At 64.9% G+C, this 21,431-nt stretch carries 29 protein-coding genes; 13 read left to right on the forward strand and 16 right to left on the reverse strand.

Annotation, left to right across the window (positions count from 1 at the left end; genetic code table 11):
* Positions 1 to 3 precede the first annotated feature (3 nt).
* Positions 4 to 654 carry a hypothetical protein gene (locus tag D2E22_RS01320; RefSeq protein WP_126031316.1) on the reverse strand — a complete coding sequence of 217 codons (651 nt, stop codon included), beginning with the start codon at positions 652 to 654 and terminating at the stop codon, positions 4 to 6.
* Between the two features lie 3,245 nt (positions 655 to 3,899).
* On the opposite strand from D2E22_RS01320, the gene D2E22_RS01325 reads away from it, so the two are divergent.
* From D2E22_RS01325 to D2E22_RS01360, 8 genes are all read left to right on the forward strand, one after another.
* Positions 3,900 to 4,403 carry a hypothetical protein gene (locus D2E22_RS01325; RefSeq protein ID WP_126031317.1) on the forward strand — a complete coding sequence of 168 codons (504 nt, stop codon included), beginning with the start codon at positions 3,900 to 3,902 and terminating at the stop codon, positions 4,401 to 4,403.
* Positions 4,404 to 4,555: 152 nt separating this feature from the next.
* Positions 4,556 to 4,999: a hypothetical protein gene (locus D2E22_RS01330; RefSeq protein WP_126031318.1), complete on the forward strand. Its 444-nt coding sequence runs from the start codon at positions 4,556 to 4,558 to the stop codon at positions 4,997 to 4,999.
* Positions 5,000 to 5,072: 73 nt separating this feature from the next.
* Positions 5,073 to 5,648 (forward strand): hypothetical protein, encoded by a 576-nt coding sequence (locus D2E22_RS01335; RefSeq protein ID WP_126031319.1) that lies wholly within the window; start codon positions 5,073 to 5,075, stop codon positions 5,646 to 5,648.
* A 70-nt stretch (positions 5,649 to 5,718) separates the two neighbouring features.
* A complete protein-coding gene (locus D2E22_RS01340) occupies positions 5,719 to 6,012 on the forward strand; it encodes a hypothetical protein (RefSeq protein ID WP_126031320.1) in 294 nt (97 codons plus the stop codon).
* Positions 6,009 to 6,209 (forward strand): hypothetical protein, encoded by a 201-nt coding sequence (locus D2E22_RS01345; protein ID WP_126031321.1) that lies wholly within the window; start codon positions 6,009 to 6,011, stop codon positions 6,207 to 6,209. Before D2E22_RS01340 ends, D2E22_RS01345 begins: the two co-directional genes overlap by 4 nt.
* Entirely contained in the window at positions 6,209 to 6,484 is a 276-nt protein-coding gene (locus D2E22_RS01350) for a hypothetical protein (RefSeq protein WP_126031322.1), read from the forward strand. The genes D2E22_RS01345 and D2E22_RS01350 overlap by 1 nt, the downstream gene beginning before the upstream one ends.
* Entirely contained in the window at positions 6,471 to 7,256 is a 786-nt protein-coding gene (locus tag D2E22_RS01355) for a hypothetical protein (protein ID WP_126031323.1), read from the forward strand. The genes D2E22_RS01350 and D2E22_RS01355 overlap by 14 nt, the downstream gene beginning before the upstream one ends.
* A 22-nt stretch (positions 7,257 to 7,278) precedes the next feature.
* Positions 7,279 to 7,560 carry a hypothetical protein gene (locus D2E22_RS01360; RefSeq protein ID WP_126031324.1) on the forward strand — a complete coding sequence of 94 codons (282 nt, stop codon included), beginning with the start codon at positions 7,279 to 7,281 and terminating at the stop codon, positions 7,558 to 7,560.
* Positions 7,561 to 7,939: 379 nt separating this feature from the next.
* On the opposite strand, the gene D2E22_RS01365 is transcribed toward D2E22_RS01360, so the two are convergent.
* The 3 genes from D2E22_RS01365 to D2E22_RS01375 form a co-directional block, all read right to left on the reverse strand.
* Positions 7,940 to 8,305, reverse strand: a complete 366-nt coding sequence (locus tag D2E22_RS01365) for a hypothetical protein (protein WP_126031325.1) — start codon at positions 8,303 to 8,305, stop codon at positions 7,940 to 7,942.
* A 374-nt stretch (positions 8,306 to 8,679) separates the two neighbouring features.
* Positions 8,680 to 9,501 (reverse strand): ADP-ribosylglycohydrolase family protein, encoded by an 822-nt coding sequence (locus D2E22_RS01370; RefSeq protein ID WP_241218112.1) that lies wholly within the window; start codon positions 9,499 to 9,501, stop codon positions 8,680 to 8,682.
* A gap of 116 nt (positions 9,502 to 9,617) precedes the next feature.
* Positions 9,618 to 10,025, reverse strand: a complete 408-nt coding sequence (locus tag D2E22_RS01375) for a hypothetical protein (RefSeq protein ID WP_126031326.1) — start codon at positions 10,023 to 10,025, stop codon at positions 9,618 to 9,620.
* Between the two features lie 97 nt (positions 10,026 to 10,122).
* On the opposite strand from D2E22_RS01375, the gene D2E22_RS01380 reads away from it, so the two are divergent.
* Positions 10,123 to 10,479 carry a hypothetical protein gene (locus D2E22_RS01380; RefSeq protein ID WP_126031327.1) on the forward strand — a complete coding sequence of 119 codons (357 nt, stop codon included), beginning with the start codon at positions 10,123 to 10,125 and terminating at the stop codon, positions 10,477 to 10,479.
* A 118-nt stretch (positions 10,480 to 10,597) separates the two neighbouring features.
* Here the strand turns inward: D2E22_RS01380 and D2E22_RS01385 are convergent, their stop codons facing one another.
* The 10 genes from D2E22_RS01385 to D2E22_RS01420 form a co-directional block, all read right to left on the reverse strand.
* Positions 10,598 to 11,050 carry a hypothetical protein gene (locus D2E22_RS01385; protein ID WP_126031328.1) on the reverse strand — a complete coding sequence of 151 codons (453 nt, stop codon included), beginning with the start codon at positions 11,048 to 11,050 and terminating at the stop codon, positions 10,598 to 10,600.
* Complete coding sequence (locus tag D2E22_RS10430; RefSeq protein ID WP_164518362.1) at positions 11,043 to 11,201, reverse strand: hypothetical protein; 159 nt, start codon at positions 11,199 to 11,201, stop codon at positions 11,043 to 11,045. Before D2E22_RS10430 ends, D2E22_RS01385 begins: the two co-directional genes overlap by 8 nt.
* A gap of 13 nt (positions 11,202 to 11,214) precedes the next feature.
* On the reverse strand, positions 11,215 to 11,661 hold the full coding sequence (locus D2E22_RS01390) for a hypothetical protein (RefSeq protein WP_126031329.1): 447 nt from the start codon (positions 11,659 to 11,661) through the stop codon (positions 11,215 to 11,217).
* Between the two features lie 40 nt (positions 11,662 to 11,701).
* Entirely contained in the window at positions 11,702 to 12,001 is a 300-nt protein-coding gene (locus D2E22_RS01395; RefSeq protein WP_126031330.1) for a hypothetical protein, read from the reverse strand.
* Complete coding sequence (locus tag D2E22_RS10435; protein ID WP_164518363.1) at positions 12,001 to 12,156, reverse strand: hypothetical protein; 156 nt, start codon at positions 12,154 to 12,156, stop codon at positions 12,001 to 12,003. The genes D2E22_RS01395 and D2E22_RS10435 overlap by 1 nt, the downstream gene beginning before the upstream one ends.
* On the reverse strand, positions 12,153 to 12,731 hold the full coding sequence (locus tag D2E22_RS01400; protein ID WP_126031331.1) for a hypothetical protein: 579 nt from the start codon (positions 12,729 to 12,731) through the stop codon (positions 12,153 to 12,155). The genes D2E22_RS10435 and D2E22_RS01400 overlap by 4 nt, the downstream gene beginning before the upstream one ends.
* A 155-nt stretch (positions 12,732 to 12,886) precedes the next feature.
* The gene (locus D2E22_RS01405) at positions 12,887 to 13,312 is read right to left on the reverse strand and encodes a hypothetical protein (RefSeq protein ID WP_164518364.1); all 426 of its coding nucleotides are present in this window, start codon (positions 13,310 to 13,312) and stop codon (positions 12,887 to 12,889) included.
* On the reverse strand, positions 13,288 to 13,515 hold the full coding sequence (locus D2E22_RS01410; RefSeq protein WP_126031333.1) for a hypothetical protein: 228 nt from the start codon (positions 13,513 to 13,515) through the stop codon (positions 13,288 to 13,290). The genes D2E22_RS01405 and D2E22_RS01410 overlap by 25 nt, the downstream gene beginning before the upstream one ends.
* A gap of 397 nt (positions 13,516 to 13,912) precedes the next feature.
* Positions 13,913 to 14,341, reverse strand: a complete 429-nt coding sequence (locus D2E22_RS10440) for a hypothetical protein (RefSeq protein ID WP_164518365.1) — start codon at positions 14,339 to 14,341, stop codon at positions 13,913 to 13,915.
* Positions 14,342 to 14,399: 58 nt separating this feature from the next.
* Entirely contained in the window at positions 14,400 to 14,813 is a 414-nt protein-coding gene (locus D2E22_RS01420) for a hypothetical protein (RefSeq protein ID WP_126031334.1), read from the reverse strand.
* Between the two features lie 798 nt (positions 14,814 to 15,611).
* Here D2E22_RS01420 and D2E22_RS01425 point away from each other — a divergent pair.
* The 3 genes from D2E22_RS01425 (at position 15,612) to D2E22_RS01435 (ending at position 19,155) form a co-directional block, all read left to right on the forward strand.
* Positions 15,612 to 16,346 carry a hypothetical protein gene (locus D2E22_RS01425; RefSeq protein WP_126031335.1) on the forward strand — a complete coding sequence of 245 codons (735 nt, stop codon included), beginning with the start codon at positions 15,612 to 15,614 and terminating at the stop codon, positions 16,344 to 16,346.
* Between the two features lie 63 nt (positions 16,347 to 16,409).
* Positions 16,410 to 18,311 carry a hypothetical protein gene (locus tag D2E22_RS01430; RefSeq protein WP_126031336.1) on the forward strand — a complete coding sequence of 634 codons (1,902 nt, stop codon included), beginning with the start codon at positions 16,410 to 16,412 and terminating at the stop codon, positions 18,309 to 18,311.
* A 4-nt stretch (positions 18,312 to 18,315) separates the two neighbouring features.
* Positions 18,316 to 19,155: a hypothetical protein gene (locus D2E22_RS01435; protein ID WP_126031337.1), complete on the forward strand. Its 840-nt coding sequence runs from the start codon at positions 18,316 to 18,318 to the stop codon at positions 19,153 to 19,155.
* On the opposite strand, the gene D2E22_RS01440 is transcribed toward D2E22_RS01435, so the two are convergent.
* Positions 19,113 to 19,775, reverse strand: a complete 663-nt coding sequence (locus tag D2E22_RS01440) for a hypothetical protein (RefSeq protein WP_126031338.1) — start codon at positions 19,773 to 19,775, stop codon at positions 19,113 to 19,115. The two genes, D2E22_RS01435 and D2E22_RS01440, sit on opposite strands and share 43 nt — an antisense overlap.
* Before the next feature lie 111 nt (positions 19,776 to 19,886).
* Between D2E22_RS01440 and D2E22_RS01445 the strand changes: the two genes are divergently transcribed.
* Complete coding sequence (locus D2E22_RS01445) at positions 19,887 to 21,218, forward strand: phage tail tip lysozyme (protein WP_126031339.1); 1,332 nt, start codon at positions 19,887 to 19,889, stop codon at positions 21,216 to 21,218.
* Positions 21,219 to 21,239: 21 nt separating this feature from the next.
* On the opposite strand, the gene D2E22_RS01450 is transcribed toward D2E22_RS01445, so the two are convergent.
* The gene (locus D2E22_RS01450) at positions 21,240 to 21,419 is read right to left on the reverse strand and encodes a hypothetical protein (protein WP_126031340.1); all 180 of its coding nucleotides are present in this window, start codon (positions 21,417 to 21,419) and stop codon (positions 21,240 to 21,242) included.
* Positions 21,420 to 21,431: the final 12 nt, after the last annotated feature.

Raw genomic sequence — 21,431 nt, forward strand, 5'->3', positions numbered from 1 at the left:
GGGTTACAGGAGTGGTATGCGTCCCCACCGGTCGCACATGTCGAGCAGCTCCCGCACCGCGGCACGCTCACCGGCGCGCACGCATGGCACCATGGCCCGGTCCGCGTCCCACGGGAACCATGAACCATCCGGCATGCCGTCGCCGGCGCGGACGGGGGCGCCCAGATGGAGCGGGCAGACGACGGGTTCGCTCTCCTGTTCTTCGAAACGGTGCACCCATCGCCGCCAGCCGGCCGCGGAGACCATGTCTCCGTACGTCATGTCACGGTCCGGCCCGTCCTCCAGATCAAGCAGCAGCCATACGAGGGTCGCGCAGCCGGGCATCATGCACCGCAGCGGGGTCAGGGCGGCGTGGCGGCACGCCATGGCGCCGAGTTGGATCGTATCGTCGGGTGCGGGGTCGGCCATGACCGCCTCCCATGCGTGCCGGCTGCGTTCGGCGATGAGGTCGGCCAGTGCGCGCATGTGGCGGGCGCGGCCGATCATGCCGGCGCCCTGCCCGAGCCATTCGGCATCACGGATGATACGGCCACGCCGCAGCCGTTCCCGCCCGCCCCTTTCCGTCCGGTCCGCCTCGCATCGCAGGGTGTGCGCAATCGTACGGTACCGGTCGAGTATGGCGGCGACGAGTTCGGGCCCGTCGAGCAAGAGCATCGGCCCCTCCTTTCCTGCCCGGACGGTGATGCGTCGACGCCCGGGGCGTGCACTGAGGTCGGCCCTGACCTCAGAACGCCCCTGAGCCGTTGGCATGATTGGGCTGAGCGGGGTTGTGCACTGAGGTCTGGGGTTGTGTAAGGACACGAAAAACCGGAGTCACGGCAAGAACCGACCCGCTACGCGCGCGACTCCCTTTTTTCCGTATTCCCCAAATACCCCAGACCTCAGTGCTCATGGTCTCTCATCCTTTATGGCAGTAGGGTTGAGGGGCGTTCTGGGGTCGGCGGAGACCTCAGTGCACCCCAGTGCTCGCCCTCCCCATGATTGCCGTCGAGCCGACGTGGGGGGGCTGAAGCGCATGCGCCCATGGGTGCGTGGAGCCGCGGTCCTGTCCGGCTCCTCGCATGCGCGCAGCGGGGCGCGCCCTCGCATTCCATGCCGGGCAGGGGGTGTCGGGGTCGGTGAAACGTGCACTGAGGTCGGCCCTTACCTCAGAACGCCCCTGACCCGTTGGAATTATTGGGCCGAGCGGAGGCGTGCACTGAGGTCTGGGGTTGTGTAAGGACACGAAAAAAGGGAGTCACGGGAGAAACCGACCCTCTACGCGCGTGACTCCCTTTTTTAGGTATTCCCCAAATACCCCAGACCTCAGTGCAGAGAAGGTCTCTTCCTTTACGGCAGTAGGGCCGAGAGGTGTTCTGGGGTCGGAGGCGACCTCAGTGCACCCCAGTGCCCCGGTTCGGCCCCGCATTCTTATCCGCCGGTGCCGTGTTCGCGGACGGGGACGGTCATGGGGGCGAGGACGGCATCGCCCTGCTCTCCCCCATGATGACGATCGTCGTCCGGTCGGCGCCGACCGGTGAATCGTCATCATGGGTCATCCGACATCCCCGCCGGTCGACCCAAACGCAGCAGGTGGATGGCGCGCAGTGTCGGCCGGAACCGTGCACTGAGGTCGGCCCCGACCTCAGAACGCCCCTGACCCGTTGGAATGATTAGGCTGAGCGGTGGTGTGCACTGAGGTCTGGGGTCCGTAAGGACCACGAAAAACCGGAGTCACGCGACAAGCCGACCCTCTACGCGCGTGACTCCCTTTTTTCCATACTCCCGAAATACCCCAGACCTCAGTGCAGAAGGGCCCTCTTCCCTTATAGGAGTAGTGATAAGAGGCGTTCTGAGGTCGGGGCCGACCTCAGTGCACCCCAGTGCACCCGTCCTTTCGGCGCCGGCCCGTTGCGAGGACGGGCGGTCCGGATGGTCCCCGTCGGGATGCGGGCCGCCCGTGATCGGCGCCGGAACATGCCGGAGCCCGTGGTCCGCCCAACCTGACCGCCGATACCGCAGATGCGGGGCCGTCGCGTGCGTTCTGAGGTCGGCCCCGACCTCAGAACGCCCCTGACCCGTTGGAACCATTGGGCCGAGCGGAGGCGTGCACTGAGGTCTGGGGTTGCGTAAGGACACGAAAAAAGGGAGTCAACCGATGACATGCCCCGCCACGCGCGTGACTCCCCTTTTTAGGTATTCCCCAAATATCCCAGACCTCAGTGCAGAAGGTCTCTCTTCCCTTACGGCAGTAGGGCTGAGGGGCGTTCTGGGGTCGGGGCCGACCTCAGTGCACCCCAGTGCACCCGCGCCCATGTCGGCATGCGGCGCTCCCATCCTTGATGTGACTGATGCGTGCGGGTCGGCCGCCGTGTACGGTTGCCCCGCACGCATGGGGGCTCGTCGCGACCGTCCCGAAGACGGGAGGCTCCTCCCCGTACCATGCCCCATGATCGGCATCATCCGGCAATGCCCGAAACGATAACGCCGTCCGTCGGCCCCGGCATGCGTGCTCATTTCGGCACGCTACATTCCCGCGCCGAAATGAGCACTGAGGTCGCCCCCTGACCTCAGAACACCCCTGACCCGTTGGGACCATTGGGATGAGAGGCTCCGTGCACTGAGGTCTGGGGTTTGTAAGGACCACGAAAAACCGGAGTCACGGGAGAAACCGACCCGCTACGCGCGTGACTCCCCTTTTCCCCCATTCCCCGAAATACCTCGGACCTCAGTGCTCAGGGGGTCTCAGCCTTTACAGGAGTAGGCGTGAGGAGTGTTCTGAGGTTGGCGGCGACCTCAGTGCACCCCAGTGCTTTTCGCGAACGGGCCGGGGCCGCTTGGGCATGAACGGCCGGGATGCGGGCGGCCAATGCCGGAAGGCCATGTACGGCCGACAGGGGGCGCGTCGGCGTCATGCGCGATCATTGCCGCCATCCATACCACCGTGCCACGGTCTCCCCGTAGGTGCGCCCGGAGCGGCCCCTCTCAGACGGGTTCGTCCGACGCGCCCGAACCGGGGCGGCGTATCCACGTTCCCTCCGCGCGCACGCATACGACGCCGACAGGGGTCTCGCACCGACACGGGGCGCCGGGGTGTGCACTGGGGTCGGCCCCGACCTCAGAACGCCCCTGACCCGTTGGAATGATTGGGCTGAGTGGGTCCGTGCACTGAGGTCTGGGGTTGTGTAAGGACATGAAAAACCGGAGTCAGCCGATACCACGCCCCCGCATGCGCGTGACTCCCCTTTTTCTGTATTCCCCAAATACCCCAGACCTCAGTGCTTACAAGGTCTCTTCCCTTATAGGAGTAGGGTTGAGGGGCGTTCTGGGGTCGGGGCCGACCTCAGTGCACCCCAGTGCTTCCGGTTCGGTTCCGTGTTCTCGTCGTCGTTGGCCACGCCCCGGTCGGCACCGTCATGAGGGTGCCGACCGGCATCCCCGCCCAACACCATCCGCAATGACGATCGTCGAGCGACGGGGCCGGGCGGCGACGATCGTTCCGGGCGCGTTCGTCATCGCGGGACGCCCCCATCCCCGTCGCCATCCCGGCGCGGCGGACGGGCGGGGATGGCGACTCCGACCCGGGGTGTGCACTGAGGTCGGCCCTGACCTCAGAACGCCCCTGAGCCGTTGGCATGATTGGGCTGAGCGGGTGTGTGCACTGAGGTCTGGGGTTGTGTAAGGACACGAAAAACCGGAGTCACGGCAAGAACCGACCCGCTACGCGCGTGACTCCCCTTTTTCCCCTCTCCCTAAATACCCCAGACCTCAGTGCTCAGGGTCTCTCAGCCTTTACGGCAGTAGGGTTGAAGGGTGCACTGGGGTCGGGGCCGACCTCAGTGCACCCCAGTGCATCCGGTTCGGTCGAGGGCGCATGTTCCCGATAGCCGAAGAACGGCACGAACACCAAGGAGCACACCATGGACACCACCGAAGCAGTCATCATCATCCACGACCACGTCGCCGACGGCGCGCCCATCGACGACGCCACCTTGAGGGCCTGCGCGCCGCTGTTCGCGACCGACCTCCATGCGCGCGACGCGGTCATCATGTGCGCCCTGCGACCGGACGACGCCAGCCTCGACCACATCCTCGGCTTCGCACTGCACCCGCACGACAAGTCGAATGCGGCCCTGCAGGCGCGGATACTGGCCGCCGTGATGTTCGGCACCCTGCCCGTCGATACGGAAAGCCTCGGGCGCGCCATGAGCCTCTTCGAACGCATGCGCGACCTCGACGATACGCCGGAACACCACAACCCGTTCACGGCGACCCTCATGTACTTCGCATGGCTCACGAACGACATGCCGGCAGTGGCGGCGCACACCGCCGAGCTCGACGAGGACCAGCCCGTGCCCCGCCTCGCACGCATCGTGCTGTGCGCACTGTCCAAGGGCATGCATACCGAGGCGAAGATGGACTGACGCCATACGATGCCCGGGGGCGGGCGGAACCCGCCGTCCGCCCCCATCCGAGCCGCCCGCTTACGGGACGAATGAGGGGCGGAGCGCGCCGCCTTCGACGGGCGGACGCATACCTCCGGCGGGCGCAGACAACAAGGAAAGGAACCAGTTCAATGAGAACCCGACTCAGCAAACATGGCAAATACCGTTTTTACGAAGGCACGTATGGGGAACTGAAGAATATGCTCCAGCCCGACGATATTCTTCGTACTCCGGGAGAAGAATCCGACGTGGCGCGTAAAAACGCGTATGACGTTCGGATTATCCGGCGCGTGGCCTCACGGGAGGTCATGGACCAGGTAATTGAGACCTTGCCATTGGAAGGACGTATAACTAGCGCACTTGCAGAGGCCACGAGTCCCACTGAAGGATACTCCCATGCGTGGCTGGTGCAGAACATTCACGATGAGCTAATGTTCGTCTGGTTCGGGGAACACGACGACACCAGCTTCACCATCAAACGCCGTATCACGAAGGATGATGCCAAGGACGCGCATGTGCATGGTGGCGGTTCGTCCCCGCACCAGACATGCATGGCGTCCCGTTCAAAATCATGAAAGGCGAATACAGGTCTCTTGCCGATGTCAACTATCCAATGGGAATCCCCGTCAACACCAAGGAGAAGGAATCATGACATTCGATTTGACGGACTGGTGGCCGGTACAGATGGTAGGAGGCTCTAGCTGGGGGGACCTGGTGTTTATTATAATCCCCTTTTGCGCCGCTATCATCACGCCGTTCTTCCTCGTGAAGCACATCAGGAATAGTGATACCGCTTGGGTCCGGAACCACCATGTGGTTGTTTCCGTACTGCTTTTCGTGGGCTGCGGGATACTCGCTTTGCAGATCGGTAGGGTGATACTGAATCAGCCCGCCGCCACGCGGCAGACAACGACCTTGGGTGTCTACATCACCGAAAAGGCGGAAGCGTACACGCCGACGCTTACTGACGTGGAGTGCGAGACACCTGTGGTGGACCACAAGTACGAGTTCCTTAAGCAGGATGGACGGTATTTGTGCACTTGGCGTTTTGACGGCAAGCCTGTCAAAGGTAGTGTGCGTATCGCTGGTCCCAAGGCAAACGGATGGTCCAGTACCCCACCCACCGCAACCCTTGTCGATTCGCATGGCGACGTGTGGTGCCCCGTGGAATGGGAAACGTCAAACGGATGCGAACCGGTTTCCAAGCCGCCGGAGGCATCATGATGGTCAGTTTGGAACCGTACCTCGACCAATACCGGCAGTGGTTGGATACAACCAGTGAAGGAAAACCGATATGAACCATTACGAAGAAATACTGCTTGCCCTTGCCGCGATGATTGTGTGTATCGCTGCCATCGGCATCTCAGAATGTTGGGAATCACGGGATTCACGCCAGTGGTGGGCGCGTGAGAAAGAGATCCGTGGGCTGGCATGGAAGCCATTCCCCATGTCGCAGACACTAGGCGCGCCCACAGGTGATGCGGGACATGTTGAGTTGAAGTACAAGCTGAAGGGCGAATACGTGTCTCTTGCCGATGTCAACTATCCAATGGGAATCCCCGTCAACACCAAGGAGGAAGAAGCATGATCACCAGCAAAAACGGTTACGTCGGAACCATGAAATGCGTGAAGTACTCGGGCCCGCACAAGGAACTCCGCGACATGCTCGACGCGTACGACGCGAAGCGGGCGCTCGCGGGATCGCGCCGCGCAGGCGAAAAGCCGGCAGCCGTGCGCCGGGTGCGTGTGGTGCGCGGCAAGGCAAAGGCAGGGGAGGCGCACTGATGCAGGCGACCGGTTTGACGCAGATCCTCGAGATCCTGCAGGCGCACGGTCTCATGGACCGCTCGGACGAGACCTTCGTCTCGGCGCAGGACCTCATCGAGCTCGACGAGCATCTCGAGTTCATCCCGATGGCCGACGAAGACAACTGGCGGCACCGCACCGCCGACCGCCAGCGGGTCGAGCCGAAGACCGTGCCCGAGTTGATCCGTCAGCAGCGCAGGCGCATCAAAGACCTCGAGGAGACCCTCGACGATGTGCGCAATGCGCTCGGATGATCCGTCCGTGCGCGCCCATTCCCCGCGTGCACTCCACGATCTGGGGCACGTCCCCCCATTTGATTCGAAGCCGCAATGGAACCGGAGCCAGCTCCTCCAGCATGGCTGGAAGGAGACCGGGGAACGCCCCTGGGGGTTCGAGGACGGGAGCCGTCTGTTCTGGTATCGGCATGGCGACGTGCTGCTCGTCATGGACGATACCAGCCTGCTCGCCGTCATCATCCCCGTCCACGCGCGCAGACGGGACATGAAGACGATCCCGCCGACCATCGCGTCGTTGACGGATTGGGGAAAGGGTGCCGGCACGAAACGGATAACCGAACTCCAAGCGGCATCCTGCAGGACCGCCACCGCATGCGACGCGGCGCACCTGCCCCGGATCATCGCCGACATGGCGATGGGGTTGCTGGCCGAACAGTGCGAACTGCTGGGCGCGGCCATCTACCAGCAGCATCTCCAATACCGGGGTTGGAGGGATCTGCCGTTGCAGCACGCCCGTATCGCCCGATGCCGCACCAGCAGGCTCGTGGACCGGCATGATCCCCGATGGGAGAATCTGGACAGACAGCTGGACGCGTATGCCGCCTATATGGATGCCTGCTATCTGAACAGCGACCGTTCGTCACGGACGGCAGGTCTGATCCTGTCCGCCGTCTTCTCCTCCACGGGCATCATCTCGCTATCCCTCAGCAACCATTGGCAGCCATGGAGTACGGCGTTCGCCCTGATCGCATGCGTTTTTCTGTTCCTCTTCGCCCTGCCCCGCAAATGATCCCGGACGCATACGTTGACGTATGCGTATCGTACAGGAAACACTGGCGGTCTCCACCTGGGTCGTCTGCATGATCGTCGTCTGGAAGGTCATGCAGGGGACGGCGCCCACATGGTGGCTTTTGACGTTCGCCATCGCATCGACCCTGTTCGTGTTCTTCTACCGGACGGCGGATCTTCTCCCCCTCCCCTATGAGCTGGTTGAGATCATCATGGGTGTTCTTGCCGTGGTCTTCTGGGCGCTGCTCATGGTGCTGATGCTGTCCGTCGCCGGCATCCTTCCCGCCATGTTCGCATTCCAATAGCAAGCCGCGCCGTCCCGTCCTTCGTGCACGGTCGGCCGCACATGGACGCCGCCCTGGGGGCCAATGCGGGCATGCGTGCCGTGCCCGTTCCGGCTTGGGATGCCGGCGCGCCTACGGGAGGAAGGCCCCAGGCCGGCTTCTTCGCCCCCTGATGTTCCGTTGACGCCCCTCCGCATTCGATGATATGCTGCAGTGTAAAGCCAGCCTCCGTGGAGGATATGGAAGTAGGAGCCGGATTCCCTGTGCATCATGGGGGCCGGCTCCCGCGCTGTCAGGGGGCGTTCGGAGACGGTTGATGAAGCTGCAGTGCCCCGCAGCCCGAATCGGGGGTGCGGAGCACTGTGGTAAAGCAGATGCCGGCGCGACGAAACACGCCGGACTATCGTCCATCAGCATAACATGACATAGCATCCCGGCCGGTGTCGATGATGACATGCCGACACAGATGCCGGTACAGGTCGTCCAGCGCCCGTTCGGCCATGGTGAGGATATACGGATCCACAACAAGCAGATCATGCTCGCCCGGATGCGCGGACGCGTACCGTTCGGCCATGCACAGCCGCCCGATGGTGAACCGGTCGCAATCGCCGTTCAGATCGATCCGTACCACACCATCCGGGACGGGACGCGGCTGACGATGCACGATCCGGGGGTAATGCCGCGCATCCGTATGGTCGACCGTCCACTCGCGGAACGGCATGACGCCCCGGTCGGATCGCATCAGGAACTCAACCAGACCGTTCATTCCTTCCCCTCCCTGCCGGCGCACTCCTCGCACATGCCGTCGCCGTCCCTCCTGCAGTCGGGGCACAACGCGAAACCGCACATGCGGCAACCGTTCCGACAGTCGGAGCATAAGGCGAAGCCGCACTGCTCGCATCGGAACGTGCAGCCGCGGCACAACGTCCGGTCGCAATGCTCGCACCATTCGGCGCATCGACCGCATCGGAGCGTCCCGCACACGTCGCAGCACAGCATCCGGTCCGGCCCGAACCATCCGTCACAGCCTGCGCATTGCACGGTATCGTCCTGTTCATGCCGATGAACCATCATCGCCTCGCTTCCGGTCCTCACACATGGTTGGCCCTCACGGGGCGCATGCGTCCGCGTCCGCACGCCTCACGCCGGCAGCACGGATTCGATGATCTCCCGGCCGCGCAGCCGCTCCAGCCAATCCCGCGGCACGTCGCCGGAGCCGCCGTGATAGTGGATCGCGGCGAGACCTCCGGCGACGGCGGCCGTCGTATCGGTGTCGTCACCCAGATTGACGGCCGCGCGCACGCAGTCGGCGTAACCGCCGGTCGTCGTCAGGCACCACAGCGCCGCCGGCAGTGTATGCAGCACATAGCCGGTCGAACGAATCATCGAAGCCGGCCGCTCCCAAATACCCGCATACCCGACCGTCGCCGCCGCATCGCGCGGACCGGCGCCTTCGAGCAGAGCGCGCGCGGCATGCACGTAGGCGACGCACGCGTCCATGCTCGTCGCATGCGCATGCGTGATCGCGGAGACGGCGCGCACCTCGTCGTCGGAGGCGTCGGTGAACGCGAGCGGCAGGATGCGCATCAGCGAACCGTTGCCGTTGCTGCGTTCGCCGTCACGCCCGGCGCCCTGCCGCAGCGCCTCGTGCACGGTGATGCCGCAGTCGAACACATTGCCGTCGATCGCGTACATGCCGTCGCGCAGCCACAGGACGAAGCGGCGGCGCATATCGTCCACGTCGACCCGGCCGTCGCCCCGCCGCAACGAATCGACGGTCGCCAGCGTCATGCTTGTGTCATCCGACCATGTGCCCGCCGGCTGCCGATGCGCGCCGTGGCCGACCATATCCGTGCAGCGGAAACCGCCGCGCGCCGTGAACTCATACGGCACGCCCAACGCGTCGCCGACGGCGACGCCGTAGATCGCCGGACGCAGCAATGCCTGATGCCGGAACATCATTGCCCTCCCCCCGTTGTCGCCTCGCTGATTCGTTGCGACGATTCTACAGCCTCGACGACCGCCACGGCGGCGTCCACGCCGCACCCCGGCCGTATGACGTATGCGCCCGCGCTTTTTCATAGTGACAGGAGCCGGATGATATCCATGTTCACGCCGCATGTGGCCTCGTCCATCGCCATGCACGCGGCCGACATCCACCTCCAGCCGCCCGGGGCCGGCGGCGACCATCCGGCCGGCGGCTCAACATGATGCACCCGGTACAGGTAGCGGCGCGGCGCGCCGCCATGCGACGGGGACGGCTTGTCCGACAGCACCGTCACCGGCGCGGCCAGCGCGTCCGGACCGACACCCGTCAGCCGGGCAAGCCCCCCGTCCGTGTCGGCGTACGGGAGCAGCCATGCGCCCATCCAACGCGGGTCGCGGCGCACCAGGACGAGACGGGGCCGGACCGGATGACGGATCACCGCCAAGTGGCTTTCCTTGACATCCTCCCGGCCCAACGCATCCCGCGGCTCACCCATCATCCATCCTCCCTTGTCGGAGCATCCATGGTCGCCGCATGCTATGCGGCGCAGGACGCATGTACGGGGGCGCATCCCGTACATGCGAAAGGAACGAATCATGGAGGACAAGGCTGCAATCGACGCCACATTGCGCACCGTCATCGTCGACATGGCCCGGCTCACGGGTCTGCACATCATCTGCAAGGCCGAACCCGGAACGCCGCCCTGGTATACCGTCACCCTGACGGTGAGGGGCGTCATCGTCCCGTTGGGAAGGATGATGTTCACGTCCTCGCCCCGTACCGTCGCGGATTCGTTGCACCGTCGGGTCATGGGCGCTGCGCAGGGCATGGTGGAGGAGCGTTCGCTGGACCGGTTGACGGTGGGACCCGGCCGTGTGCATTGGCGTGTGGCGGCGGACCTGTCGGCCATCGCGTTCGCCCTGGACACGCTCGCACGCCGATACGACGACTGACCCCAAGGCGACGACGCGCACCCATGCGGGGCGCACCAACGTCCGGCCTGTAATTGATCGCCTCTATCAATTACAGGCCGGCGACGCCATGATGCCTGCCCGTAAACGATAGCGACTATCAGTTACGGGCAGGCGTATACGACGAATCAGCCTGTATGACGGGCGTCGAACCGTCCCGCGCCAGGAAGGTCTGCGAGAACCGGACCTCGGCTCCCTGGGGCAGGACATGCGACACACGATCGCCGTCCTCCTCCAGTCTGATGCCGCGCTGGAACACGCATATGTGATCGTTGCGGTATTCATGCCGGCCGGGCAGCCAGTTGACGATGGTATACTCCACCTTGATCCGACCGTCTGAACGCCGCCACCACACAGGCCCCAGCGTGCAATCATCTTTCTCCACGTACAAGTCGGCATGACGCCAGAAGGGGCCCCGTGGCCAGCGCGCATGCAGCGTGTAGAACACGAGCACGGCAATGACGGTAACCGCGAGCGCCAGCATTAGGTGCAGCATTAGGTGCAGCAGGAAGGGTAATGCGGTCACAATCATGTCGAATATCTTTTCAGTCATGCTTCCTCCCAACGTTAAGCACCTCACGCAGCTTCTTCATGACACGTAGCCCTTTCTGTGATACGAGAAAAGGCCACTGCGGTTTCGCGTATCCACGCAGCGCCGCCACGAACGGATGATGCAAATGCAAATCGGAAGTGAAATACTTCATGGCTCGTTCTCCCTTAGTCTTTGCTGATGGAATCGTCGATGGGGGCCCAACCAGTGTTCTCGTCGTACAGGTCGCGCACGGACCATGCATCATTGACGAACAGGTACACGTATTCGGCCCACATGCCACGTGCGGCCTCCACGAATGCGTCACGGTCCACATATACGGCGGCCTGCATGGCATCATTCTTGCCGTAGGTGCTGGCGGCCGCTGTTTTCGAAGGCGGATAGCCGTTCTTGTCGATGTCGCGGCGTTTCTCCGCATCGTCCATGAATGCGGCAGGCGTCTGCCCGAGCACGTCGATCTCGCCCAACGCCATGAGCGCCTCCACCTGCGTCGTATCCGTGTAATGGTCGCGCAACACTTTCCCGTTGTATGACGGGTACCCATCACACTGGCAGTAGATGGCCGTGATGGAACCGTCCCCATGCTGCATACCGATCAAGCTACGAGTAGTCATCCTTTTCTCCTTTGTGTCGATGTCTTTTGTGAATACGGATTCAGGCTTTCCCGCACTTGGATATCTTGCCCACCCTGCCGTTAATCGTGACGTGTTCGCTTCTCATGATTACTCCTTGTCTCGGTCTCTGATTTCGAACTCGTTGAGGATTACTTCTCGCTGTGGAGTTCCTTGGGGATGTGCCGGATGACCGCGCCTCCTTTGCCTGTCGCTGCTCCTCCTGGGCGACGATCGCCTCGACCTTGGAAACGGTCAGCCCCGTGTTCTTCGCGATCCACCTGATAGGCACGTCATCCGCAACCCACTTGAGAATCCGGTCCCGGTTCTTCCGCGTAACCATCAGTCATCCTCAAGCTGTTCGATGCCGTTGTCGTGCGTTTCGACGCCGATGGTACGCATGCGGAACGCGGCCGCGATCCGCTCGTCCGTCTGCAGCGTGCGCAGTGTCAGGTGGCGCAATGTGGCGTACAGGGTGGTTTCGGTCGTGTCCTTCAACGGGTCTCCTCCGGTGTTGTGGGTGTGGCGGCGCGGTCGCCGTCCGCGATGATCGGTTCGCATCCGTTTGACGTGTCCCATTCGACGGGGCACCACGAGTCACCATGAGCGTCCAGCAGGGTCGCTCTGCTCGGCAGATGGTTGCCGCTAGACTGTGGTTCAGTCAACATGACCGTCCCCTGAATGGTGGAACCGTTGAAAACCCAGCTGCACGGATATCGGCTTGAACCATTCGGGATGTCACCGATTTTCGGTGTCTGGCAGCTAATACCTGTCAAGGTGCCGTTCGTTTGAATATTGGCTTGTTCGTTGAGATAGTCACTGAGGCTGACAGAGAACGAGTTAGGGAAGATAGCAAAAATCACCGCGTTGAGGGACATGAGGGATACGACTATGGTCAGCAATAGGGAAAACATGAATTCCACCCGCCATAATGATCTGCTCTCTGCATTCTGGTCGTGGCGCTTTTCCCACAACCCGTGGCTGAGGCAGGCGAATGCGAACGCGGCTATGACGCAGCAAATCGGCTTCAAGTAATCAACGGTGGGCCACCAATCCGTCAGATCGAATGTCATGATTCCGCTCCTTTCCTATTGCCCGGTTCGGGCGTGTAGTGGATAGCATGTTGCGCGTACGCTTCCCACGAGTCGAATTCCCCCTGTGCAGGCCGGACCCATCATCATGATGCGACCCAGTTTGCGGTAGAAGCGTTCATTGCCGCTGTACTGGGTCATGATTCCTCTTGCCCAATGAGCAAAGAGAGCAGGGTCTCACTGTCGATTGGTTCGATCTCGTACACGTACAGTGTGTATTCATGCTCCGCGTCCCTGATCTGTGTACCCAACGGAAACAGTTCCTTGAGCTCGGGGATTGGGACAGTGGAAAGGACACTCAGTATGGGCCAGTTCCACGGTGAGGCTTCGCCTCCTCCAAAATCCGTACGGTGTTTGATGCGCGCGCATCCCAGATAGTCGCCCGTGTCCGCATCCTTGAACACGAACGCCACCGATGAGTCGGCCACGGGATCGTCACGGATTTCGAACCGTTTCTCCCCACGTTGAATACGCCCCCAATAGTCACGGCGTAGTTTCGCGATGGTAATGCTCCGGGTTCTCATGTGACGCCCCTCCTCTATCGGTTTGCGCACAGCAGCCATGCTGCGACGATGAGCGTGAGCAGCCAGTATGCGGCGAACAGCGTCCAGCATCGCGACCCCGACAACGGTTCACGGCCCGTGCGGATGCGGCGCGTGTTGACCATGATGACGGTGGGGATGGCGAAAGCCATGGCGGGCATGGTCGCCGCCCACGCGACCAGCATGAGCGGCGCGATCAGGGACAGCAGAGTGGCCGTGCTCATGCGATCTCGCTTCCGGCATGCGCGGCGCAGGGATGATTCACGCAGTCACCGCACAGCGTAGCGTCGCACCCGTCGCAGGTTTCGACGCAGTCGTTGCACAGGCGGCTGCCGCATTCGGCGCACACGGGACGGTCCCCGGAGTCCTTGCAGGTGGCGCACAGCGGGGCGTCGCAGTTGTCACAGAGTCTGACGCAGCCGGGGCAGCCGGGTTCGGCGCACTGTGCGCAGCGGCACAGGTCAGCGCAGCCGCGGCATAGGATGCCGCCGCATGTGTCGCAGGTCTCGCAATCCCAGTCGGCGACGGGGACAAGACAGTTTCTGCAGCGGGTGTCGCACATGGTCCGATACATGATGGTCGCTCCTCAATCCTCAAGACGAATACGGGTTCCGCCCCGCATCATGCGTCCCCGCAGCCGTCATCCGTGTTCCAGTCGCGCCACACGCGCAGCACCAGAGCCGGCAGCGCGCACGCGCCGCCCGGCACCGTCATCCACACCGTCGCCGCCACCAAACCCGACGGCACCCCCACACCGTACGCGACCATGAAACACACGGCCAGCAGCAGCAAGGAGAACATGCCCGCCGACAGCAGCATGCCACGCCACAACACTCCCGCCACGGCGCAACCACCCACACGTCGACGCGCACCACGGTCGGGAACCGACAACGCCAGGAACGGCAGCAGCGCGCACACCACGGCCGCACCCACAGCCATCACACCCGATGACACCGTCGCCCACCCGGCCACGGCCGCACCCGCCGCCGCACCCGCAGCGACCAGCAGCACCACATGGGCGACACCAGCCGACATCTTCGCACCCATCATCACGAACCTTTCCGAACACAAGCCGCACCCCCGGGGCGGGGTGCGGATACGACACGGCTCATGCGTCCGGGAACGTCAACGACCCATCCGCCGAATCCGCCCGCCGCGCCCCCTCCACGACAAGCAGCAGCCGCGCGTCGGGCACCAGCATGCGCACACCCCCGAGCACATCCAGACGCCACACGCCCATATCCCGATCATGTTCCGGCACACGCACGCACGTGACCCTGCCCATGCCGGACACGAGCGCATACGGCAGGACGCGCACATACCCGGCACGCCACACGCGCACCGTGTCGCCGCAGCCCGCGGACCTCATCATCCGCACCGTGCGCGGATCCGCCAGCATCGGCCGCTCCTCATGCGACCCGTCCGCCCGATCCTCCACCACCCACACGGCCACGCCCCGGCCCATCGCCTCCACCGTGGCCGCATCCAGCTCACCCCTGGCCATCACCATCATCTCCTCCATGTCCGCGCCCGACCCCTGCGGTCCGGCATCCGACCCCGCGCCGATGCGTCCCGCCCGTCAGCTCCAGCTCCCACAGCCACGAGTCCAGCAGACGGATACGCGCCGCAAGCGCATCCATGTACCCGGCACGCTCCCGCGCCGACAGGATGACACACCCATCCGCGCCCGCGCCGCGCCGCACGCACCGGTCCAGGAGGGCCACGGCGGCACGGCGGCATGCGGCGACCCCTCCGGCATCCGGACGGTCCGGCGCCGGCACAGCAGGTGCGACGCGGGGACGATAGTCACGTCTCATAGGTTCCTCGTTTTCTGTTTCCATGCGCGGCGCACAGGCGTCCCACCCCCGCCGCCTCCGAGTGCCAACCACCCTCCCCGCGAAACCCGAAAACCTGAAAACCCAAAACCCGAAAAACCAAAACCCGAAAACCCGAACAGCGAAAACCGAAAACGAAAACCGAAAAACGAAAAAGGGAGCACCAAAACGAGGAAAACCAAAAACACGACAAGCGAAACGAAGAACAGAGAACAACCCCCGAAGCCGAATGCAATGGACAGGAAACAAACGAACGGAAGGCACGCAGGCGGGCCTAGTCATGCAGGCATGACGATCCAGCATCACCCAAAGCCCTTTCCCTTATCGTCCACATTAACGAGGGTGATGCGAGGGCCGAAACCGTGCCGGGCGCAAAAACCGGGAATCCGGGCGGTCTCGGACGGTTCGTAAGCCTCGCCGACACGGCGGGCCGCATCAGAGGGGCCCCGCGGCCATGCGGCGGGCGGGACGCATGGAGGGTCGGCATGGATGCTGACACGGATTTCATGGTCATGGCGGGCGGGCGCGGCGTCTCCCCCGCCGTCGAACCGTTGGCGGGCACCGTGCTCGCCGCCCGACGCCTCTCACCCTTCCTCGATCTGGGCTCCGCGGAGCATACGCGGCATGGTTGGGGTTTCCGGTTCGACTTCTCGCCGGTCCACATGGACGCGTTGCACGCATCCATGGAGGATACGGCGTGCCGTCCGCCGTGGATGTTCCTGCCCGGCCCGGCCGTCGTCGACGTGCCCGCGGCGGATGGGCGCACATGGCGGTGGCTGTGTCGTCATCCGGAGCGGATCATGGTCGACGGGTTCGCCCCGACCGGCAATGCGGAGGACACGACGCTTGCCCTGGCGGAGCGTTTCGGCGCGCAGCGTGCCGAAACGGTGACCGCATTGGTCGCGGAGTGCGCACGGCTGGCGTACGCGAACCCGTGGGCGTATGCGCTCGCCGTGATCGCGTCCCGGCCACGCTCCTACCGTCCGCTTGACGGGATGCGCCCGCTCCATGCGGAGCCGTCGTGGGGTTGGGAGTCGTGCCACATGCTCGACGCGGACGGTCGTGCGGATGTGCCGCGCGGTCTCGCCTTGTGCCGTGCGGCGGCGGCGGACGCGTGGGACGCGCCCTCATGGGAGGTGGCGGGCCGCACCGTGCCGCTGTCCGCGGCGGATTGGGCGTTGGCGTATGCGCGCGGCATCCGCGACGGCGACCTGTGGTGACCACCGGCGGCGGCATAGGCGACCCGTCGACCGACATGTGCACGACAGGAAAGGCGGAATGCTGTGCGCGAGTTCAACTACACGTTTCCCGCGACCGTGAGGGCACGGGACGGCGCCGTCGTCCCCTTTGACCCGGTGCATGACGGATCGCACCGTGCGCTCCTCGACCGTCAGCTCGACGTGTTCCGCAGGGAGCATCCCGAGGCCGCGGATGCGCGGCTCGAATGGATCGACATGGACACGCACACCGCGAAGCTCGTCGACCGTCCGGTCGCGTCCTCCAGCGGCGACGCGCGCCGCCGCATCGTGTCCCTGGCTCCCGCGGACCAGAAGGCGAACGCCGGGGAGCGGATCGCACGCGTATGGGAGCCGCGCCTGCACATGAGCATGACCCGGTTCGAACCGTACGAGGGGCGCGCCGTGTTCGAACCGCTCACCGCAGAGCAGTCGCGCGCCCGCCGCATGCTCGCGGACGCGTGGGGCATCAACCCGTGGGATGTGCAGGTCTCGCCGCGCGACGACGGCGGATGGCGGTGCGTGCTCTCCCCCCACATCGTGTTCAAACCGTCGAAATGGGACGCGGCGACCCGTGAGGCCGCCGTCCAGATCGGCCGCTACGGGTGGACGTATGAGGCGGATGCGAAGACGGGCGTCGTCGACATCATTCCCGGAGAGCCGCCCACGTTCCTGCCCTCCCACCCGTTCCCGTTCGACAGGTTGGGGCGTGGCGGGGACCGTGACCGCACCCCGTTCGGCGTCATGCTTCCCGCACGCGGCGGCGACGACGTGTCCTACGAGCCGGCGTGCATCGACTGGACGGAAAGCTCGTTCGTGCTCATCGGCGGCGAGGGCGGTTCGGGCAAGAGCGTCCTGGTCAACGGCATGCTCGCCTCCATCATCGCGCAGCGGCCCCGACTGTCCATCATCGACCTGTCGAACAAGGCGACCGACTATTACTGGTGCCGTCCGTGGGTGACGCCCGGCCAGTGGGGCTGCGAGGGCATCGTGCAGGCCGCCGGCGTCCTCAACCGTCTGGTCGACGACATCGAGCATGGCGAGCGGGCGCGCGTGTGGAGGGAGAACGCGTGGCAGAACTGGCTGGACATCCCCCGCTGGGCGAAGGAGCAGTATCCGCTCCACTACATCGTCATCGACGAGTATTCGTCGCTGGTCGACGAGGCGATGACGGTAAAGAGCATCCCGAACCCGGAGCGTACGCTGCCGGCCGTGTTCGGGCAGCTGTTCACCGGGCAGGCGGAGAACGACATCCGCTCCCGTACGCTGCGACTGCTGCGCACGGCCCGCGCGCAGGGGTACCGGCTCATCCTCATCTCCCAGACCGTCAACGACCGGTCCGGCCTGGGGCCCACGACGCGTGACCTGTTCGGACAGCGGATCGTCATGGGCCCCAACCCGTCCGAAAGTCTGCTGCGGGGCGTGTTCCATGATCTGGCGTCCATGCCGGACGTGCCGGAGAATCTCACGGAGGAGGGGGTGACGAAGGGTGTGGGGCGCGCTGAGTTCACCGGGCAGCCGTCGTGCGTGTTCAAGACCTGCTATCCGGGCGGCGACGGCAGGAGCGACACGTATCGGCTCGCGGCCGCCCTTGTGGATCTGGTCGGCCTGCCGGACGGGATCGACCCGGCACGGTTCCTGCGTCTGCTCGAACCGCACGGCGAGGATGATCCGGTGGATGCGGAGTACATGCGGGCGATGACCGAACGGATCGATCTTGACTACGGGACGGCGTTGCGCTCCGACCCGATCCTGGTCGCGTTGAAGGACGCGTGGGATGATGCGCGCGCGCAGTTCGAGACGCCGCAGCCGACGGGCGACGCCCCCTCGTCCAAAAGCGGGACGCCGTCCCCGTCCGCATCGGCCGCTCCGTCTGCGCCGGCCGTGGACGGCGCGGATGCGGGGCTGGTCATGGACGCGGCCGCCTTGGACGCGTTGATGAGGGGTTGAGCGGATGGGACGTCCGTATTCGGTCATGTTCCGCGTGTCGGAGACGTTGTGGCTCACCACGGTCGGCGGCGAGGACACGTCGACCCGGGCACGGACGCGGGCGCGGCTGCGCGGGCAGGCGCGCGCCGTGTGGCGGCGCGCACTCGTCTCGGGCGCATACCCGGTGCGCCGGTTCGTCCTTCTGGTTCTGGTCGGCGGCCGTTCCGAGTCGCCGGTGCTTGCCGCCGAAACACTCAAGCCGCTGATCGACGCGGGCACGGATGAGGGCGTGTGGCCGGATGATGATCCGGAGCATCGGATCATGACCGCGTATGCGCGAGACCCGCGTCCCATGTCGGGGCGGGGCGCGCTCATCCACATGGTCGTGTTCCCCGCGCCCGACCATTGGCGCGGCGCGCATGCGCGCCGCTGGCTCATGGGCTCCGCCGGACGGGATGTTCGGGGCGTACTCCCCGTATTGGATGTGCCGGATGCGGGGTGGCTGACCAGCAACATGCGGCTGCCGGCCGGTGAGCGGCGCGCACGTCAGAGCATGGTGATGGGATTGGCGGCGCCGTTGTGGCGACGGTTCGGCTCTCCGGGGCCGCATGTGGGCGTCGTCGCGTCCGTCGGCTATCCCGATCCGCGTTATTGGGGCGATCCGGACAACACCGCGGAGACGCTCACCGCCATGTACGGCGCCGGCGTCGCGTTGGGGCGGGTGCCGCCGGTGCCGGACCTGTTCGCGTTCGTCCTCGACCCGGACCGGTGCGAGCCGCGGCATCATCATGTCGCGTTGTGTGCGTATTCGCTGCCGGAGGGTTACATGCCGCTGTCCGCCATGCTCGCCGACCCGCCGATGTAGGGCGGCGTATGGTCGACGTGTCCGGTGAGGGGCAGCAGGAGCGGATCATGGTCGATGGCCGTCATGTGCGCCGTAGGCGGATGCGGTGCGCCGCGCCCCGGCCGGTCGGCCTCCAGGAAGGAGGCGAGCAGGTGGGCGCCGACGCGCAACGTCATGGCCTGTTCTGCGCTGAGCGTCGCATCATGGCTGGTGTGCACGTCCGGGATGCCGCCGCCGTGCGGGCGTACGTGGATGGTGACGGTCGGGAACGGCGCCCCGTGTGCGGGCGCATGGTCGTAGAGGATGGTGACGGGTGCGCGCAGCGGCAGCCGGGATGGTGCGGCGCCGGCCATGATGTGCCGGAGTGTGGCGCGCGCCGCCGCTGGCATGACGCATGCGGACCAGTCCAATGTCATCCAATGGTCGTGGCGTCCGTCCCAGCCGATCCGGCACACCCAGTCATCGGGGGCGAGTCCGGTGTCCCATGCGCGGAACATGCCGCATGTCACCGTCGGTTCGGACGCGTATCGGCGTGCGGGTATGGGCGCGTCGTCGCCGCGGTCTCCCAGATCCCAGTGGGCGCGCAGCGTCCAGTAGGAGAACCCCTCCCGTCTTTCCCATGTCTTTCCCGTCGACGTCATCGCCATCCCTTTCTCCGGCATGCCGGCCGGACCGGTCCGCTCATGCGTCCCGGTCGCGCATAGCCGCGACGGGATACGCGGACAGGGACAGGGACGACAAAGGCGGCGGGCATGGCGAACATGAAAGGCATGGCGGCGGGGGCCGCCGCCGGTCTCGCCGCGCTGCTGCTGCTCCCATGCATGACGGTCGGCTCCATGGGCGGCATGATCGTGAACATGGGAGGCGCAGGACAGCAGCAATCCTCCACCCAGTCCGCCGCCTGCGAGGAGACGCAGACCGGCACCGTCACGCCGGCCGCGGCCGCCGGCTCCGGCACGAGCAACATCCCCGCATCCTCCACCGCCGACAAGCTCGCCGCCGCACTGGCCGAGGCGGGGTATTCCAAGGCGGCCGCCGCCGGCGTCATGGGCAACATACAGGCCGAGTCGGGCTTCGACCCCACGGTGCAGAACGCGTACGGCTTCAGCGGCCTCGTCCAGACCAAGCCGGACAACTACATGTCATGGTTCCACGACCACGGCTACGGTGATGACTGGCGAAACGAGGACGGGCAGATCAGCTTCATCGTCGACAACGTCGGCAAGAACGAGGCGTTGTGGAACAACGTGTATCTCGAGACGGCCCGGTCGCAGGGTCTGGCCGGCGTCGTCGATGATTCCCTGTTCGCCACGTGGCGGCATGCCGCCGATCCGGAGAATGCGGCGCTCGCGTTCTTCCACGGCTACGAGCGTGCCAACGACTCCTCGTGGCGGACACGGCAGGAGTATGCGCGCACCTGGTATGAGAGCGACGTGTTCGCCCGGCTCACTTGGACGGGCAAGGTCACGGAAGGCGAGAGCGTCTCGCGGGCGTCGTCGGGCGTGTCCCATACGACGGCGGTCGCCTGCCGCCCGTCATCCTCCTCCGTGTCCGGTGGGGTACGGACCGGTAAGGCCGGGGATGCGCCCATGGGGCTTGGCGACTATTCGTGGCTGTGCGACACGAAGCTGAAACTGTGTCATGACGGCGACCCGGGTTTTGATCCGGCGGCGTTCACATCCGCCCGTTATCAATGCTGGTGGTATGCGTTGAACCGGCTTTGGCTGCTCCATGACGGCGACATCGCGAACACGGACTTCCAGGCGGCCGCGCCGGATGGGGCGGCCGGTAAGATATCCGCCGGTCTGGCGTCAAACGCGGCATGGACGGTGAGCGAGACGCCGCAGCCGGGTGACGGGGTGGCGATGCTCGGCGGCGCGTTGGGCGGCACCGCGAGTATTGGGCATATCGCCGTCGTCGAGGAGGTCACCGAGCAGGGCGGCAAGTGGACAATCCGCATCAGTGAGGGCAACTTCGACCCGTATGGGCAGGGCCGGTGGGACCGGTACAACGGCCGTGAACTGTCCCAGGACGCGTTCGCCGGCGCCGGGCGCGTGTTCTTCCGCAAGAACAGTTGGAAATGATCCGCCCCGCGGGGGTGTGTCCTATCGGGAGAGATCGGCCCAGTCGTCGTCGTCCCTATGGTGCAGCAGGGAGCCTATCGTCCAGTAGAGCGCAAGGACGGTGACGAGCCAACCCATGATGAGCATGTCGCCTGCCGTGTGCAGCCAGCCGATTGGGCGGCGTGTCCGCGTCTTGGGTGTTTTGAACGCCTCCGGGGTCATGGTTTCTCCCTT

The organism is Bifidobacterium castoris, assembly GCF_003952025.1.
Classification (GTDB): Bacteria; Actinomycetota; Actinomycetes; order Actinomycetales; family Bifidobacteriaceae; genus Bifidobacterium; species Bifidobacterium castoris.

Excerpts from the sequence above, each read along its gene's own strand:
- D2E22_RS01395 (WP_126031330.1), bottom strand. The coding sequence starts at position 12,001 with ATGGTTACGCGGAAGAACCGGGACCGGATTCTCAAGTGGGTTGCGGAT.
- D2E22_RS01365 (WP_126031325.1), bottom strand. The coding sequence starts at position 8,305 with ATGAACGGTCTGGTTGAGTTCCTGATGCGATCCGACCGGGGCGTCATG.
- D2E22_RS01410 (WP_126031333.1), bottom strand. The coding sequence starts at position 13,515 with ATGAGCACGGCCACTCTGCTGTCCCTGATCGCGCCGCTCATGCTGGTC.
- D2E22_RS01320 (WP_126031316.1), bottom strand. The coding sequence starts at position 654 with ATGCTCTTGCTCGACGGGCCCGAACTCGTCGCCGCCATACTCGACCGG.
- D2E22_RS10440 (WP_164518365.1), bottom strand. The coding sequence starts at position 14,341 with ATGATGGGTGCGAAGATGTCGGCTGGTGTCGCCCATGTGGTGCTGCTG.
- D2E22_RS01335 (WP_126031319.1), top strand. The coding sequence starts at position 5,073 with ATGACATTCGATTTGACGGACTGGTGGCCGGTACAGATGGTAGGAGGC.
- D2E22_RS01380 (WP_126031327.1), top strand. The coding sequence starts at position 10,123 with ATGGAGGACAAGGCTGCAATCGACGCCACATTGCGCACCGTCATCGTC.
- D2E22_RS10430 (WP_164518362.1), bottom strand. The coding sequence starts at position 11,201 with ATGAAGTATTTCACTTCCGATTTGCATTTGCATCATCCGTTCGTGGCG.
- D2E22_RS01385 (WP_126031328.1), bottom strand. The coding sequence starts at position 11,050 with ATGACTGAAAAGATATTCGACATGATTGTGACCGCATTACCCTTCCTG.
- D2E22_RS01345 (WP_126031321.1), top strand. The coding sequence starts at position 6,009 with ATGATCACCAGCAAAAACGGTTACGTCGGAACCATGAAATGCGTGAAG.
- D2E22_RS01340 (WP_126031320.1), top strand. The coding sequence starts at position 5,719 with ATGAACCATTACGAAGAAATACTGCTTGCCCTTGCCGCGATGATTGTG.
- D2E22_RS01370 (WP_241218112.1), bottom strand. The coding sequence starts at position 9,501 with ATGATGTTCCGGCATCAGGCATTGCTGCGTCCGGCGATCTACGGCGTC.
- D2E22_RS01325 (WP_126031317.1), top strand. The coding sequence starts at position 3,900 with ATGGACACCACCGAAGCAGTCATCATCATCCACGACCACGTCGCCGAC.
- D2E22_RS01440 (WP_126031338.1), bottom strand. The coding sequence starts at position 19,775 with ATGACGTCGACGGGAAAGACATGGGAAAGACGGGAGGGGTTCTCCTAC.
- D2E22_RS01400 (WP_126031331.1), bottom strand. The coding sequence starts at position 12,731 with ATGACATTCGATCTGACGGATTGGTGGCCCACCGTTGATTACTTGAAG.
- D2E22_RS01450 (WP_126031340.1), bottom strand. The coding sequence starts at position 21,419 with ATGACCCCGGAGGCGTTCAAAACACCCAAGACGCGGACACGCCGCCCA.
- D2E22_RS01390 (WP_126031329.1), bottom strand. The coding sequence starts at position 11,661 with ATGACTACTCGTAGCTTGATCGGTATGCAGCATGGGGACGGTTCCATC.
- D2E22_RS01435 (WP_126031337.1), top strand. The coding sequence starts at position 18,316 with ATGGGACGTCCGTATTCGGTCATGTTCCGCGTGTCGGAGACGTTGTGG.
- D2E22_RS01445 (WP_126031339.1), top strand. The coding sequence starts at position 19,887 with ATGGCGAACATGAAAGGCATGGCGGCGGGGGCCGCCGCCGGTCTCGCC.
- D2E22_RS01350 (WP_126031322.1), top strand. The coding sequence starts at position 6,209 with ATGCAGGCGACCGGTTTGACGCAGATCCTCGAGATCCTGCAGGCGCAC.
- D2E22_RS01420 (WP_126031334.1), bottom strand. The coding sequence starts at position 14,813 with ATGGAGGAGATGATGGTGATGGCCAGGGGTGAGCTGGATGCGGCCACG.
- D2E22_RS01330 (WP_126031318.1), top strand. The coding sequence starts at position 4,556 with ATGAGAACCCGACTCAGCAAACATGGCAAATACCGTTTTTACGAAGGC.
- D2E22_RS01355 (WP_126031323.1), top strand. The coding sequence starts at position 6,471 with ATGCGCTCGGATGATCCGTCCGTGCGCGCCCATTCCCCGCGTGCACTC.
- D2E22_RS01425 (WP_126031335.1), top strand. The coding sequence starts at position 15,612 with ATGGATGCTGACACGGATTTCATGGTCATGGCGGGCGGGCGCGGCGTC.
- D2E22_RS01360 (WP_126031324.1), top strand. The coding sequence starts at position 7,279 with ATGCGTATCGTACAGGAAACACTGGCGGTCTCCACCTGGGTCGTCTGC.
- D2E22_RS01375 (WP_126031326.1), bottom strand. The coding sequence starts at position 10,025 with ATGATGGGTGAGCCGCGGGATGCGTTGGGCCGGGAGGATGTCAAGGAA.
- D2E22_RS01405 (WP_164518364.1), bottom strand. The coding sequence starts at position 13,312 with ATGGCTGCTGTGCGCAAACCGATAGAGGAGGGGCGTCACATGAGAACC.